Origin of the sequence: Robiginitalea marina (genome assembly GCF_024006985.1) — a bacterium.
Lineage (GTDB): Bacteria > Bacteroidota > Bacteroidia > Flavobacteriales > Flavobacteriaceae > Robiginitalea > Robiginitalea marina.
Genome location: NZ_JAMXIB010000019.1, coordinates 1 through 15,172, shown reverse-complemented (window position 1 = coordinate 15,172; position 15,172 = coordinate 1). Strand labels below are relative to the sequence as shown.

The 15,172-nt window shown below is 56.2% G+C and carries 10 protein-coding genes and 1 tRNA gene; 7 read left to right on the top strand and 4 right to left on the bottom strand.

Annotation, left to right across the window (positions count from 1 at the left end; translation table 11 throughout):
* Positions 1 to 221: 221 nt before the first annotated feature.
* From NG653_RS14380 to NG653_RS14365, 4 genes are all read right to left on the bottom strand, one after another.
* The gene (locus NG653_RS14380) at positions 222 to 1,175 is read right to left on the bottom strand and encodes a hypothetical protein (RefSeq protein ID WP_252742419.1); all 954 of its coding nucleotides are present in this window, start codon (positions 1,173 to 1,175) and stop codon (positions 222 to 224) included.
* Between the two features lie 87 nt (positions 1,176 to 1,262).
* A complete protein-coding gene (locus NG653_RS14375; RefSeq protein ID WP_252742418.1) occupies positions 1,263 to 2,729 on the bottom strand; it encodes a glutamate synthase subunit beta in 1,467 nt (488 codons plus the stop codon).
* A gap of 1 nt (position 2,730) precedes the next feature.
* Complete coding sequence (gene gltB / locus NG653_RS14370) at positions 2,731 to 7,239, bottom strand: glutamate synthase large subunit (RefSeq protein WP_252742417.1); 4,509 nt, start codon at positions 7,237 to 7,239, stop codon at positions 2,731 to 2,733.
* Between the two features lie 343 nt (positions 7,240 to 7,582).
* Positions 7,583 to 8,725 (bottom strand): acyl-CoA dehydrogenase family protein, encoded by a 1,143-nt coding sequence (locus NG653_RS14365; protein ID WP_252742416.1) that lies wholly within the window; start codon positions 8,723 to 8,725, stop codon positions 7,583 to 7,585.
* 270 nt (positions 8,726 to 8,995) lie between these two features.
* Between NG653_RS14365 and NG653_RS14360 the strand changes: the two genes are divergently transcribed.
* The 7 genes from NG653_RS14360 to NG653_RS14330 all read left to right on the top strand — a co-directional run bounded on the left by NG653_RS14360 (position 8,996) and on the right by NG653_RS14330 (position 15,020).
* Positions 8,996 to 10,225, top strand: coding sequence for a Glu/Leu/Phe/Val dehydrogenase dimerization domain-containing protein (locus tag NG653_RS14360; protein WP_252742415.1), 1,230 nt, complete (start codon positions 8,996 to 8,998; stop codon positions 10,223 to 10,225).
* A gap of 12 nt (positions 10,226 to 10,237) precedes the next feature.
* Positions 10,238 to 11,584 carry a sodium:proton antiporter NhaD gene (gene nhaD / locus NG653_RS14355; RefSeq protein ID WP_252742414.1) on the top strand — a complete coding sequence of 449 codons (1,347 nt, stop codon included), beginning with the start codon at positions 10,238 to 10,240 and terminating at the stop codon, positions 11,582 to 11,584.
* A gap of 50 nt (positions 11,585 to 11,634) precedes the next feature.
* Complete coding sequence (locus NG653_RS14350) at positions 11,635 to 12,327, top strand: MotA/TolQ/ExbB proton channel family protein (protein WP_252742413.1); 693 nt, start codon at positions 11,635 to 11,637, stop codon at positions 12,325 to 12,327.
* A 10-nt stretch (positions 12,328 to 12,337) separates the two neighbouring features.
* On the top strand, positions 12,338 to 12,724 hold the full coding sequence (locus NG653_RS14345) for an ExbD/TolR family protein (RefSeq protein ID WP_252742412.1): 387 nt from the start codon (positions 12,338 to 12,340) through the stop codon (positions 12,722 to 12,724).
* Positions 12,724 to 13,623 (top strand): cell envelope integrity TolA family protein, encoded by a 900-nt coding sequence (locus NG653_RS14340; protein WP_252742411.1) that lies wholly within the window; start codon positions 12,724 to 12,726, stop codon positions 13,621 to 13,623. Before NG653_RS14345 ends, NG653_RS14340 begins: the two co-directional genes overlap by 1 nt.
* A 5-nt stretch (positions 13,624 to 13,628) precedes the next feature.
* Entirely contained in the window at positions 13,629 to 14,840 is a 1,212-nt protein-coding gene (locus NG653_RS14335; RefSeq protein WP_252742410.1) for a bifunctional folylpolyglutamate synthase/dihydrofolate synthase, read from the top strand.
* A 105-nt stretch (positions 14,841 to 14,945) separates the two neighbouring features.
* Positions 14,946 to 15,020, top strand: a tRNA-Val gene (locus NG653_RS14330).
* Positions 15,021 to 15,172 lie beyond the last annotated feature (152 nt).

The following is a 15,172-nucleotide window of genomic DNA, read 5'->3' as shown; positions in this document are numbered from 1 at the left end:
GCCAGGTAGGGGCAGCGCCCCCGCCCCCCAACGGCAAAATAGGCGCTGGTACTGAAACGCCCGATCAGGGAACAAACCGGGGGGCTACCCGCCCCACCCCGGCTTAAAAGATACCTTCCAGCCCTGCATTATCCTGGCAGCTCCTCTCCCAAAGGGGGCTTCCAGCCCCGCCCCGGGGAGAAAGATACCGGTACTCCCTGCCAGGTCGCTGCACTGTCCTGCTAATCTACCAGGAACGTCTTCAGCATCCCCTTTTTAAGGCTGCCGGGCACCTCCGAAATCAGGACATACTTGCCGGGCCTGAGGTCTGCCTCAAAATATTGAATAGAACCCCCGGGGGCATCGTTGACCCCTCCAAGGAAGGTAAAGCCCGCTGGCATGGTAGAACTCATAAGCCCGGTAGGAGTCGCCCAGTTGATCCAGGCCTCCAGGCCTTCCAGGTCTGCCCCTTCTTCCATACGGGCCAGATTTACATCGTGGCCCACAAAATTTTCGTGCACCATTTGGTCCACATACTCTACCCGGAAAACGGCCTTCCCGGCCCTGGGCTTGCCATTCCAGCTGATCCCGCTTTGCCCCCTGATGTCGATTTGCATGTTGTATTCCGGAGGACTGATCCCGCTGTCTTCCTCTGTCACGACCAGTGCTTTTGCCATCCCCATCATATTGTGGAACACCCCGTCGGGCATACGCACATAGCACTCCATAACATAGTAACCCGGGTCGAGTTTCACGGTAGTCACAGCGGTTTGATTTGCAGCAATCAGGCCCGTTCCCCCTGAGAAAACAACCCTTGAGAACCATTCCGGCAACTTGCCAAAGGCCTCCATGGCCTTGTCCGTATCTCCTTCCATGATGAAGGACATGCCCTCCTGGAAGGCCGGCCCCACTTCCTTTTCCGCGGCTTCAATGGTAACCCCTTCGGGGTATTTGTCGAGCAAAATGAAATGGGGCTCCGTAGATTCATTTTTGTATACAAAGGTGTTCCAGCCCGAAGGGATAGTGTCAGGGGCAAAGAATTCCATGGATTTGGTGACTACCTCGACGACCCTGGGGGCTTCCGCAGCCGGGGTTTCTGTTTCCTTTTTCTCTTTGGGGTCCGACTTGCAACCGGCACTTAAAAGCAAGGCCATGCAAAGTATCAGGAACCGTGCGGATTTGCGTTTTGAATTCATGTCGTTGGCGGTTTTTAGGTTGGAGAAAGAAGGTATAAAAAAAAAGCCCCGGGAACAAGGGGCTTTATTTGGTGGGCAGGCGGGGCATCAAATCCGGGGCAGGTCCCCATTTCCTTTCCGCGGTAGCGCAGATGACCCCATCAGGAAGGCATCAACATGGTGGGCCGCCTCCCGGCCTTCTGAAATAGCCCAAACGATGAGGGATTGCCCCCTTCGCTGGTCCCCGGCTGCAAAAACGCCGGGCACGTTGGTCTTATAGTTGGTAGCCGGGGCTTTGATATTCCTGCGGGGGTCCAGTTCAAGGCCCAACTGCTCCGCAAGGGTCGGTTCAGAACCTGTAAACCCGAGGGCCAAAAGGGCCAGTTCGCAGGGCCATTCCTTCTCGGTGCCGGCTACTTCCCGGAGCACCATGCGGCCCTCCGACGTTTTTTCCCAGGTTACTTCCACGGTTACCAGGCTTTTGAGGTTGCCCCGGGCATCGCCGCGGAATTCTTTGGTGGAAATGCTGAAGAGCCGTTCCGCACCTTCCTTGTGCGACGAACTGGTCCGCAGGCGCATAGGCCAGAAGGGCCAGGGCTGGTCTTCCGGGCGATCCACCGGGGGCTTGCCCAGGATTTCAAAGTTGGCCACAGATTCGGCCCCCTGTCGAAATGAGGTCCCAATACAGTCCGAGCCGGTATCCCCCCCGCCGATCACAATTACTTTTTTGCCTTTGGCGGTAAGTTCTTCCCCATCGTACGGTAGGCCTGAGACCTTCCGGTTGTTTTGGGCCAGGAAATCCATGGCCTGCACCACGCCTTTCAGGTCGGCACCCGGAACCGGAAGGGAACGTCGGACTGTCGCCCCCCCGCAAAGCAGGATGGCGTCAAAGTCCGCTTGCAGGCGATCGGCCTTGACGTCCCTGCCCACGTGCACCCCGCAGCGGAATTCAATCCCTTCTTCCTCCAGCACGGCCAGGCGGCGGTCGATTACTGATTTTTCCATCTTGAAATCCGGGATGCCGAAACGCAGGAGTCCCCCGGGCTTTTCGTCCCGCTCGAATACGGTGACCCGGTGCCCGGCCCGGTTCAGCTGCTGGGCGGCGGCCAGGCCGGCCGGCCCTGAGCCAACTATCGCCACTTTCCTGCCGGTGCGGGATTTGGGCGGCCTGGCCTTTACCCACCCTTTTGCAAAGGCGGTTTCCACGATGTTTTTCTCGATGTTTTCAATACTCACCGGATCTTCGTTTATCCCCAGCACGCAGGCTTCCTCGCATGGGGCCGGGCAGAGCCTGCCGGTAAATTCAGGGAAGTTGTTGGTGGCATGCAGGATCTCTGCCGCATGTTCCCATTTCCCGCGGTACACGGCATCGTTAAAATCGGGGATCAGGTTGCCGAGGGGGCAACCGCTGTGGCAGAAGGGGACACCGCAATCCATGCAGCGCGCCCCCTGCTCCCTTATTGCCTTTTCAGGGAGGGGCAGGGTGAATTCGCGATAGTGTTTCAGGCGTTCCTCCACCGGCGCATAGGGCTCTACCTTGCGCCCAAATTCCATGAATCCCGTAATTTTTCCCATCTCAGTTAGTTTCTATCTGTTCGTTCTGCAGCCTGATCAATGCCTGCCGGTATTCTTCAGGGAATACCTTGATGAACCTCGGCAGGTAATGCTCCCACTGCTCCAGTATTTCCTGGGCCAACGGGCTGAAGGTGGCGTTGTAATGGTTCTCGATCAGCCCTTTCAGTTCCGCGATGTCCCCATCTTCTTCCACCCGCAGCAGGTTAAGCGTTTCCGGGTTGCATTTTTTGCGGAAGGTGTTGTGGCGATCGAGCACATAGGCGATACCGCCGCTCATCCCGGCGCCGAAATTCCGGCCTACTTCTCCCAGGATCACCGCGATGCCCCCGGTCATGTATTCGCACCCGTGGTCGCCAATGCCCTCAACCACGGCAAGGGCCCCGGAATTCCGCACGCAGAAGCGCTCCCCGGCCTTGCCGTTGATATAGGCTTCACCCGAAGTTGCCCCGTAAAGGCATACGTTGCCGGCAATGATGTTTTCTTCCGGCCTGAACGTGGTGCCGCCGGGCACCCGGATGACCAGGCGGGCCCCCGAGAGCCCCTTCCCGAGGTAGTCGTTCGTATTGCCGCTTACCACCATGGTGAGGCCTTTGGTGGCAAAAGCCCCGAAACTCTGCCCGGCCGAACCCGTAAAATTCAGCTTCAGGGTATTGTCGGGAAGGCCCTCGGCCCCGTAGATTTTGGAGATCTCATGGCTGATGATCGCCCCGATGGCCCGATCGGTATTGCGGATTGGGAAATCGAGGCTGGTTTTCTCCTTTCGGAACAGGGCCGGGTGGGCTTTTTCGATGATGTCGAATTCGATCGACTGGTCGATGGTATGCTGTTGCCCGGTGGTGTTGTGGAGCCGGGTCCCTTCGGGGACCGGTACCTGGTACAGGATGGGGCTCAGGTCTATGCCCCGGGCTTTATAGTGTTCTATGGCTTTTCGCGGATTCAGCTTCTGGACCTGGCCGACCATTTCATCTAGCGTTCGGAAGCCAAGCCCGGCCATGATCTCACGCAATTCCTCGGCCACGAAATACATGTAATTGACCACATGCTCGGGCTTTCCCTCGAATTTTTTTCGAAGTTCCAGGTTTTGTGTGGCAATGCCCACGGGGCAGGTGTTCAGGTGGCAGACCCGCATCATGATACAGCCCGATGCCACCAGGGGCGCCGTGGCAAAGCCAAATTCCTCGGCCCCCAGCAGACAGGCAATGGCCACGTCCCTACCCGTTTTCAGCTGCCCGTCGCATTCCAGTACCACCCGGTTACGCAGGTCGTTCAACACCAGGGTTTGCTGGGCTTCGGAAATCCCGAGTTCCCAGGGAAGCCCGGCGTGCTTCAGGGAGGTGAGGGGGGAGGCCCCCGTACCCCCGTCATGGCCCGATATCAGGATCACGTCGGCCTTGGCTTTGGCAACCCCGGCTGCCACGGTACCCACACCCACTTCCGATACCAGCTTTACGTTGATGCGCGCCTCCCGATTGGCCGATTTCAGGTCGTAGATCAACTGCGACAGGTCTTCGATCGAATAAATGTCGTGGTGCGGGGGCGGGGAGATGAGCCCCACATAGGGGGTGGAGTTGCGCGTCCTGGCGATATCGGGGTTGACCTTGGGCCCGGGGAGTTGCCCGCCCTCCCCGGGTTTGGCGCCCTGTGCCATTTTGATCTGTATTTCCCGGGCGTTGGCCAGGTAATTGGAAGTTACCCCGAAGCGGCCCGAGGCCACCTGTTTTATGGCGCTGTTTTTCCAGTCCCCGGTCTGGCTGCGGTAAAAGCGCTCGGCGTCTTCCCCCCCTTCTCCCGAATTGCTTTTGCCACCGATGCGGTTCATGGCAATAGCCAGGTTTTCGTGTGCCTCCCTGCTGATGGAGCCATACGACATGGCCCCGGTTTTAAAGCGTTTTACAATCTCGGTCCAGGGTTCCACCTCCTCAATCGGGATGGGGTCGTAGTTGGCGAATTCAAACAGGCCGCGAATGGTCATCAGGTGGCGCGACTGTTCGTTTACCAGCTCGGCGTACTCCCCGTAGGTCTTCGGCTCATTTTGTCGCACGGCCTTCTGGAGTTTGGCTATAGTTAGGGGGTTAAACATGTGTTTTTCCCCGTCGCGCCTCCACCGGTATTCTCCCCCGATCTCCAGTTCCAGGGCGGCGGCTACCTCCTGGCGGCCGAAAGCGTTTTGGTGGCGCAGGGCGATTTCCTTTTCCAGTTCATACAGCCCGATCCCCTGAATGCGGGTAGGGGTGTTGGGGAAATATTTTTCCACCATTTTGGTGTTTAGCCCTATACACTCAAACAGCTGTGACCCCCGGTACGAATTCAGGGTGGAAACCCCCATCTTGTTGATCACCTTCAGGATGCCTTTGCCAATGGCCTTGTTGTAATTGGCGATGGCTTCTTCAAAAGCGACATCCTGCATGTCGGGTTCCTCTATTTGCTCGGCGATAATCTCGTTCACCAGGTAGGGGTTAATGGCGCTGGCCCCGAAACCAAAGAGCAGGGCAAAGTGGTGGACTTCACGCGGTTCGGCTGATTCGATGATGATGCTAAGCCGGGAGCGCTTACGTTTTCGCTGCAGGCCGCTGTTCACAAAGGAGCAGGCCAGCAGGGCCGGGATGGGCGCCTGCGCCGCACTCACGTTCCGATCGGAAAGGATAATGATGTTGGCCCCCTCGTCAATGGCAGCGATGGCCTTTTCTAGGATTGATTCAAGGGCATCTTCCAGGCCATTCAGGCCCCGTGTCACCTCGTAGAGGATGGGGATAGACACTACCTTGAAATTGGGGTTGCGGTCGTAGTTCTTTATTTTATCCAGGTCTTCCTTTGAAATCACCGGGTTCTGGATCTTGAGTTTGCGGCAGTGTTCCGCGGTGACTTCGAAAAGGTTGTGGTCGCCGCCCAGGGTCAGGCTGATGTCGCAGATCAGTTCTTCCCTAATGCCGTCCAGGGGCGGGTTGGTCACCTGCGCAAAAAGCTGTTTGAAGTAGTTGTACACCAGTTGGGGGCGCTCCGAGAGTACCGCGATGGGGGTATCTGAACCCATGGACCCGATGGGCTCTTTGGCAGCTTTTGCCATGGGGAGGATGATGGTGTTGATATCCTCCAGGGTATAGCCAAAGGCGGCCTTGCGCTTTTCCAGGCTCGATTCGCCCAAAAAGAGGGGGCAGTCATTGTAAGGGATGTCGCGCAGGTGTACAAGGTTTTCTTTCAGCCACTTGCCGTAGGGGTGTTTCCCGGCAATGGCCTCCTTGATCTCTTCGTCATTTACGATACGCCCTTCCTCCATGTTTACCAGGAACATCCGTCCGGGCTCGAGGCGGCCGTGCAGTGCGATGTTCTCCGGTTCCAGGTCCAGCACCCCGGTTTCGGACGACATCACCACGTACCCGTCTTTGGTCACCGAATAGCGCGAGGGCCTCAGGCCATTGCGGTCGAGTACGGCTCCAATGTAGTTGCCGTCTGTGAAGGGGATCGAGGCCGGGCCGTCCCAGGGTTCCATAAGGCAGGAGTTGAATTCGTAGAAGGCCCTCTTGGCCTCAGACATTTCCGGGTTTTTTTCCCAGGCTTCCGGCACCAGCATCATCATGACCTCAGGCAGGGACCTGCCGGTCATCAGCAGCAGTTCCACCACCATGTCCATGGTCGCCGAGTCTGATTTTGCCGGCAGTACCACGGGCAGGATCTCCTTTATCTCTTCCCCGAACCAGTCGCTTTTCAAAAGTTCCTCCCGTGATTTCATGCGCGATACGTTGCCCCGGAGCGTATTGATTTCCCCGTTATGGCACATGTAGCGGAAGGGTTGTGCCAGGTCCCAGGTAGGGAAGGTGTTGGTGGAGAAACGCTGGTGCACCAGCGCCAGGCGGGTCACCACCCGCGGGTCCATCAGGTCCTGGTAATACAGTTTTATGTCGTTGGGCATCAGCAACCCCTTGAAGATGATTATGCGGGTGGAAAGGCTGGGCAGGTAGAAATATCCCCGCTGGGAAAGGCCCGAGGCCAGGACCGCATGTTCCGTCACCTTGCGGGCCACAAAGAGCTTGCGCTCAAATTCGAAAGCATCCTGGGCTTCATGCGATTTTCCTATAAAGACCTGTTTTACAAAGGGCTCGGTTTCAGCGGCGATACGCCCCGGCACCTGCCGGTTTACCGGCACATCGCGCCACCCGAGCAGTTTCAGCCCCTGAGCCTTAAGGGTTTCCCCGAAAAGGCTGATGCAGTAGTCGCGCTGGTTCTCACGTTGTGGCAAAAACACGTTCCCTGCGGCATAGGCACCTGGTTCCGGCAGGTCAAAGGGACAGACCTGTGTGAAGAATTCGTGCGGGATGTCGATCAAGATCCCGGCTCCGTCCCCGGTTTTGCCATCGGCGCTTACGGCCCCCCGGTGCTCGAGTTTATCGAGGATTTCAAGGGCTTTGTGGATAATGTCATTCGATTTTCTGCCTTTAAGGCTGCAAATGAATCCCGCCCCGCAGTTGTCGTGTTCAAATTCGGGCAGGTATAATCCCTGTTGACTCCATCCCATAACCCTGGTTTTTCGTTGAAAGATTATTACTAAACTATAGCAAAGGATAAATAAAATACAACGAAAAAACAAAATGGGTGAAAAAAATAGGGCTTTATAAATAAAACATTGAAAATATGTTAAAACAGGAATATGTCTGCTGCAAATTTGCGGACCTTTAAAAGACCCGGGGAAACCGGGAGGAAAAAACAGTAAAAAGGGGGGTGCGGGATGTCCCGGGGGGTATCAATGGGATACTCCCCCTGCTTTTTCAGGGGGGAGTATCACAAGCTTTAAGCAACTCAGGTGTTTTTTGCTGCTCAACCGGGGGTCTGCAGGCCATCGGGCAGTGTCTCTTCCCCGGTTATTTTTGGAGGATGCTTCTGGAAATCACGATTTTCTGGATTTCGGAAGTGCCCTCATAAATCTGGGTGATTTTTGCGTCCCGCATCAGGCGCTCTACGTGATATTCTTTGACATACCCATTGCCCCCGTGGATCTGGACGGCTTCAATAGCCGTATCCATGGCTACCTGGGAGGCGTAAAGCTTGGCCATGGCCCCGGAGAGGTCGTAATTGCCCCCCTGGTCCTTATCGATAGCGGCTTTATAAACCAGGCACCTGGCGGCCTCGATCTGGGTGTGCATGTCGGCCAGCTTAAAAGCCACTGCCTGGTGGTTTGCGATTTCGGTCCCGAACGCCTTGCGTTCCCGGGAGTACTTCAGGGCGAGCTCGTATGCCCCGGCTGCGATGCCCAGGGCCTGGGCGGCGATGCCAATGCGGCCCCCGGCCAGGGTTTTCATGGCGAATTTGAATCCGAAGCCGTCTTCCCCGATCCGGTTTTCTTTGGGGACTTTTACGTCGTTGAACATCAGGGAGTGGGTATCGCTGCCCCGGATCCCCATCTTTTGCTCTTTCGGCCCGATTTCAAACCCTGCCATGCCTTTTTCAACGATCAGGGCGTTGATGCCTTTGTGTCCTTTTTCCACATCGGTTTGGGCGATCACCAGGTAGACCGACGCGGTGGACCCATTGGTAATCCAGTTTTTCGTCCCGTTCAGGACGTAATGGTCCCCCTTATCGATGGCTGTGGTTTTCTGGGAGGTGGCATCACTGCCGGCTTCCGGTTCGGAAAGGCAGAAAGCCCCGATGATCTCGCCCGTAGCCAGCCGTTTCAGGTATTTTTCTTTCTGCTCCGGGGTGCCGTACGTCTCCAGGCCCCAGCAAACCAGGGAGTTGTTGACTGATACGACCACTGAGGCGGAAGCGTCTACCTTTGACAATTCTTCCATCACCAGTACATAAGACAGGGTGTCCATCCCGCTGCCCCCGTAGGTCGGGTCGACCATCATGCCCATAAACCCGAGTTCGCCCATTTTTTGCACCTGCCGGGCGGGGAACTCCTGTTTTTCGTCCCGTTCAATGACCCCAGGGAGCAATTCTGCCTGGGCAAAATCGCGGGCCGCCTGTTGTATCATCTGTTGTTCTTCGGTCAGTGTGAAATCCATACCTGTTATCTTTATTTTAACCAATGGGCTACAAATATACGCCCAACCTGCAAGGATATCAATATGGGGAGGGGTTTATTGAGAAATCCTAAACCAAAGCCCGGGAATGCCCGGGGATTACCTGTCAAAATACTTTTATTCCTTGCCTTTATTTTTATATTTGTTTTCCGGGCAGCCCCAGCCCGCGGGTCTCTTTTTTTCAGGGCCTGCCTGAGGAAACAACCCTGAAAGCCCGCTTTTAAACCAAACTAATACCGCCATTTTATGGTCATGAAGGAACTTCTCGAGCGCTTTGAGAACAAACCCCCCGAAATCGTATTTCACTGGCGTGACCCGGAAACGGAGGCCGAGGGCTGGACGGTAATCAACTCCCTCAGGGGGGGTGCCGCAGGGGGGGGAACCCGCATGCGCGAGGGCCTCGACATGAATGAAGTCCTTTCCCTGGCCAAAACCATGGAAGTTAAATTTACGGTTTCCGGCCCCCCGATCGGCGGGGCCAAATCCGGGATTAATTTCAACCCGGAAGACCCCCGGAAAAAAGGGGTGCTGGACCGCTGGTACCGCGCTGTGGCCCCCCTGCTCAAAAGTTATTACGGCACAGGAGGGGATCTGAACGTGGACGAAATCCATGAGGTGATCCCCATAACCGAGGAGGCCGGGGTATGGCACCCGCAGGAAGGGGTTTTCAACGGGCATTTCAAGCCCACCGAGGCTGATAAGATCAACCGCATTGGGCAGCTGAGGATGGGGGTCATCAAAGTGTTGGAGAGCACCGAATATTCCCCGGACCCTTCCCGAAAATATACTGTGGCCGATATGATTACGGGTTTCGGGGTGGCAGAGGCCGTGCGCCACTATTACGAGGTCCATGGAGGTACCGTGGTGGGGAAGAGGGCCATAATACAGGGCTTTGGGAATGTAGGGGCTGCAGCTGCCTTCTACCTGTCCAAAATGGGTGCCCGTATTGTGGGCATCATCGATCGCAACGGGGGAGTGGTCCGGGAGGAAGGCTTTGCCTTTGAAGAAATCCAGGATTTTTTCCGCAAAAAGAAAGGGAATTACCTCATTGCCGAAAACATGGTCCCTTTTGAAGAAATCAACCGGCAAATCTGGGAGGTTCCGGCGGAGATCTTTGCGCCCTGCGCCGCCTCCCGCCTGGTTACCCGGGAGCAAATCGACACCCTTGTCGATTCCGGGCTTGAAGTGATCTCCTGCGGGGCCAATGTGCCCTTTGCCGACCGGGAGATCTTTTTTGGTCCCATCATGGAATACACCGACGGACGGGTAAGCCTCATCCCCGATTTTATCTCGAACTGCGGGATGGCCCGGGTATTCGCCTACTTTATGGAAGGCAGGGTTTCTATGGATGATAGTGCCATATTTAATGATACTTCCGGGGTGATCCGAAAGGCAATTTTAAATATCTTTAGGCAGAATCCAACCAAAAAGAACCTGAGCCGCACCGCATTTGAAATTGCGCTAAAGCAACTTTTATACTAAAAACCCACCAGTATGGAAACCATTGTAATCATCGTTTTTCTCGTCGGATACCTGGCGATTACCCTGGAGCACAACCTCAAGATCGACAAGCTGATCCCCGCCCTGGCCATGATGGCCCTGCTGTGGGCGATCATCGCCCTGGCCCACCTTCCGGTTTTTGAGGTGAATGCCGAGTTGAAGGAACTGGAGCCTTCCCACCTGGATGAAATCCTGCTCCACCACCTTGGGAAAACCGCCGAGATCCTGGTCTTCCTGCTGGGGGCCATGACCATTGTGGAAATCATTGACTATTTCAATGGTTTTGCCACCATAAAGGGCTATATCCGCACGCGCAGCAAACGAAAACTGCTTTGGTTATTCTCCATTTTAGCCTTTATCCTTTCGGCCATCATCGATAACCTTACCGCGACCATCGTGTTGGTCACCATCCTCCAAAAGGTAATCAAGGACCGGGAGACCCGGCTATGGTTTGCGGGCCTTATCATCATCAACGCCAATGCCGGCGGGGCCTGGTCGCCCATAGGGGATGTTACCACCACCATGCTCTGGATTGCCAACAAGGTGAGTGCATCCCAGCTGGTGCTGCACGTGTTCCTCCCATCGGTCCTTTGTACCGTGGTGCCTACCTGGATCGCGAGCCGTAAACGGATTTTCCAGGGACTTATTGAGGAAGACTTTGAAGAAGATACCGAGAGGACTTCCAAGTTTGGGCCAACCATGCTGTACCTTGGCCTTGGAGCCATTGTTTTCGTGCCATTTTTCAAAACCATCACCCACCTGCCCCCCTATGTGGGCATGATGCTTTCCCTGGCGGTGGTAGCCACGTTTGCAGAAATCTACAGTAACGCGAAGTTCAGTATTTCCTCCCTGGATAAAGATACGGCTGAGGAGAGTGCACAGCATTCCCACCACAGCCCGGTGCATTCATCCCTTTCGAAGATCGAGTTGCCCAGCATCCTGTTCTTCCTGGGTATCCTGCTGGCCGTGGCGGCCCTGGAGTCGCTGGGGTACCTTTTCCATTACGCGGAAGCCCTGAACCAGGCCATCCCCAATACGGACTGGGTGGTCATGCTGCTCGGGGTAGGATCTGCCGTTATCGATAACGTTCCCCTGGTCGCGGCCAGTATGGGGATGTTTTCCCAGGGCATGGACAGCCCGCTGTGGCATTTTATCGCCTATTCCGCTGGAACCGGGGGCAGTATGCTCATCATAGGCTCCGCTGCCGGGGTGGTTGCCATGGGCATGGAGAAGATCGATTTCTTCTGGTATTTGCGGAAAATTGCCTGGCTGGCCCTGGCCGGATTTTTGGCCGGAGCGTTCGCCTTTATGTTTTTGCGCGATTTTGTCCTCCACGGATAATTAAAAAGGGGAAACCCCGTTATTAAAAGCAACATTAAGAACAAGCTGCTATGGTATTGTTTCAGGATCTCGTGGAGGAAACCCAACTGGGTGAAATTGCGTCTGAAGAAAAAACGCTTTCCGTCATCGATTTGATCTTCAACGGGGGCACCGGGAGCATCGTGATTATCTCGGTGCTTTTTGTGATGCTCGCTGTGGCCCTCTACATTTATTTCGAGCGGCTGTTGGCGATCAAGGCGGCTTCGCAAATCGACAAGAATTTCATGAACCAGATCCGCGACCATATCTCGGGCGGAAAACTGGAGGCCGCAAAAATCCTGTGCGCCCAGAACGACAGCCCGGTGGCCCGCCTGGTGGAAAAGGGGATCTCCAGGATTGGCAAACCCCTCGACGACATCAACACCGCCATTGAAAACGCGGGAACCCTCGAGGTCTATAAACTGGAAAAGAATACCACGGTGCTGGCCACCGTGGCCGGGGCCGCCCCCATGATCGGTTTCCTCGGGACCGTGATCGGCATGATCCTGGCGTTCCACCAAATGGCGACCAGTGGCGGGCAGGCGGAAATGGGCGCCCTGGCTTCGGGGATTTATACGGCCATGACCACTACCGTAGCCGGCCTCGTGGTGGGGATTATCGCCTACGTAGGCTACAACCACCTGGTAAACCGCACCGACAAGGTCATCCACAAGATGGAGGCCCATGCGGTGGAGTTCCTGGACCTGCTCAGCGAACCCATGTAAAGGTGCCCTTATGAAACTCAAAGGAAGAAACAAAGTCAGCCCGGAATTCAGCATGTCGTCTATGACCGACATCGTATTTTTGCTGCTGATTTTCTTCATGCTTACAGCCAACTCCCCCAACGCCCTGGACCTGTTGCTCCCCCGGGCCAAGGGAAAGTCGACCAACACCCAGAATGTTTCCGTAACCATCAACAAGGACCTGGAATTTTTCGTGAACAACCAGCAGATCAACAAACAGTATATTGAGATCGAATTAAAAAAAGCGCTGGAAGGCCAGGAAAAACCTACCATTATTCTGCGGGCTGAGGAGAGTGTGGCCATCAGGGAAGCCGTGAATGTTATGGATATTGCAAATCGGAATAATTATAAGGTAATCCTCGCGGTGCGACCGAACTGATGCCTTTCCTCGACACGAAACACAAAAAGAAATCCTTTACGCTTACCACCCTGCTGCTAAGCGCACTGCTTCTGTTGCTCTTCTACATCGGCCTGACCTATATGGACCCGCCTATCGAAAACGGGATCACGGTGAATTTCGGCACCATGGAATTCGGGATGGGGGAGGTACAGCCCACGGAACCCATACGTCCCCGTCAGCAGGAGCAGGAAATTTCAGAACCTGTGGCGGAACCCGTCCCGGAGGAAACCGCTCCGGAGCCTGTGGTGGAAGAAGTCGCAGAGGCCGATACACCTGCTGAAAAGGTCCTTACCCGGGAGTCTGAGGAAGCTATCCGTATGAAACAGGCGGAAGAAACCAGGCGGCGCAACGAAGAAGCGGCGCGCAAGGCCCGGGAGGAAGCCGCGCGTTTGGCCCGGGAAAAGCAGGAAGCCGAAGAACGGGCCCGCCTGGAACAGGAAGCCAAAAAGAAAGAACTGGACGCCCTGATGGGGGGGCTGGGCAACGCCCAGGGGCAGGCCGACGGCAGTGAAGGGGATGATGCCCGCGGTGGCGATAAAGGCGACCCGGCAGGGGACCCGTATGCAAGTACGTACTACGGAAGTCCGGGGAGTGGTAGTGGCTCGGACGGATACGGGCTGAGCGGAAGGACCCTGGCCGGAAAGGGTCAGGTCCCGCACGAGTGCAACCAATCCGGCAGAGTGGTGGTGCAGATCGAGGTCGATCGGGAAGGCCGGGTGGTAAAGGCCACTCCCGGGGTACGGGGGACGACCAACAACGACCCCTGCCTTGTGGAACCCGCACGAAAAACCGCCCTCCTGCACCGGTGGCGCCCCGACCCCAAGGCCCCGGAACGCCAGGTGGGCTTTGTGGTGGTGAACTTTAAACTGGGGCAATAAACGCGATGACCTACCGGGAAGCCCTGGAATGGATGTTCTCCCGCCTGCCCATGTACCAACAACAGGGGAGGGTGGCCTACAACGCCAAGCTGGAGACGATCCTGGAATTCTGCACCTACCTTGGCAACCCCCACTGCCATTTCAAAAGCATCCATGTGGCCGGCACCAACGGCAAGGGCTCTTCCAGCCATATGCTGGCCTCCGTCCTTCAGGAAGCGGGCTACCGCGTGGGCCTGTATACCTCCCCCCACCTCAGGGATTTCCGCGAGCGCATCCGCCTGGACGGCGAAATGGTTTCCCGCCAGTATGTACTGGGGTTCCTCAAGCGCCACAAAGCCTACCTCGAAGCCCATCCCTTATCCTTTTTTGAGATGACCGTGGGGATGGCTTATGAGTATTTCCACAGAAAGCAGGTAGACATAGCCGTTATCGAAGTGGGCATGGGCGGCCGCCTCGATTCCACGAACATCATTACCCCGGAGGTATGCCTGATCACCAACATCGGGTATGACCATATGGAGATCCTCGGCGATACCCTGCCCCTGATTGCCCGCGAGAAAGCCGGGATCATAAAACCCGGGGTTCCGGTAGTGGTAAGCGAGACCCAGGTGGAGACCGCAGACGTGTTCCGGGCCGTGGCGCAGGAGCAGGGAGCCCCCCTGCATTTTGCCGACCAGATGGCCCTGCCCCAGTACCCCACTGCCCTGCCGGGCGCCTATCAAAACAAGAATGTAAAGGGGGTGCTGGCGACCCTGCAACTTTTGGAGGGTTTCCCGCAAACCGAAGCCCATATCCGCCGGGGCCTGATGCGCGTGGTGGAGAATACCGGCCTGCTCGGCCGGTGGCAGGTCCTGGGGGAAAACCCTGGGGTCATCTGCGACACCGCGCACAACCGCGAAGGGCTGGAAATCGTACTGGCTCAATTGCTCGCGCAACCCCATCAGGAATTGCATATCGTCCTTGGGGTGGTAAGGGAAAAACCCCTTGACCGCATCCTGCCCCTGTTTCCGAAAAGCGCCCGATACTACTTTTGCCGCCCCAACATCCCCAGGGCCCTGGAGGCGGAGGCCCTCCGGGAGGCCGCCGCTCATTATGGGCTTGTTGGCACCGCCTACCCCGGCGTAGCCGCTGCCCTGAAAAGCGCCAGGGCCTCCGCCGGCTCTAACGACCTGGTCTTTGTCGGGGGAAGTACCTTTACGGTGGCCGAGGTTGTTTGAATTTTCAGATTTTTCTTTTGCCAACCTAAAAACTATGCTATATTTGCACCCGCCTTCAGCCCTTTGGGGGCCAGGCAACTGTGGCAAATCGCCGTATCCCGTTAAGGGCTCTTAGCTCAGTTGGTTCAGAGCACCTGCCTTACAAGCAGGGGGTCGTTGGTTCGAATCCAACAGGGCCCACATCAAGCAGAAAACCCCGCAACGAAAGTTGCGGGGTTTTTGCGTCTCGGGAGAAAGCCAAGCTCGCTTGAGCTTTCGGATGAGACGCAAAAACTAACGCAGGCCTGTAAAGGCCTGCGGGTTTTCTATTTGCAGCAGCGGTTTCCCGGTTT

Excerpts from the sequence above, each read along its gene's own strand:
- gltB (WP_252742417.1), bottom strand. The coding sequence starts at position 7,239 with ATGGGATGGAGTCAACAGGGATTATACCTGCCCGAATTTGAACACGAC.
- NG653_RS14340 (WP_252742411.1), top strand. The coding sequence starts at position 12,724 with ATGCCTTTCCTCGACACGAAACACAAAAAGAAATCCTTTACGCTTACC.
- NG653_RS14350 (WP_252742413.1), top strand. The coding sequence starts at position 11,635 with ATGGTATTGTTTCAGGATCTCGTGGAGGAAACCCAACTGGGTGAAATT.
- NG653_RS14380 (WP_252742419.1), bottom strand. The coding sequence starts at position 1,175 with ATGAATTCAAAACGCAAATCCGCACGGTTCCTGATACTTTGCATGGCC.
- NG653_RS14345 (WP_252742412.1), top strand. The coding sequence starts at position 12,338 with ATGAAACTCAAAGGAAGAAACAAAGTCAGCCCGGAATTCAGCATGTCG.
- NG653_RS14360 (WP_252742415.1), top strand. The coding sequence starts at position 8,996 with ATGAAGGAACTTCTCGAGCGCTTTGAGAACAAACCCCCCGAAATCGTA.
- NG653_RS14335 (WP_252742410.1), top strand. The coding sequence starts at position 13,629 with ATGACCTACCGGGAAGCCCTGGAATGGATGTTCTCCCGCCTGCCCATG.
- NG653_RS14365 (WP_252742416.1), bottom strand. The coding sequence starts at position 8,725 with ATGGATTTCACACTGACCGAAGAACAACAGATGATACAACAGGCGGCC.
- NG653_RS14375 (WP_252742418.1), bottom strand. The coding sequence starts at position 2,729 with ATGGGAAAAATTACGGGATTCATGGAATTTGGGCGCAAGGTAGAGCCC.
- nhaD (WP_252742414.1), top strand. The coding sequence starts at position 10,238 with ATGGAAACCATTGTAATCATCGTTTTTCTCGTCGGATACCTGGCGATT.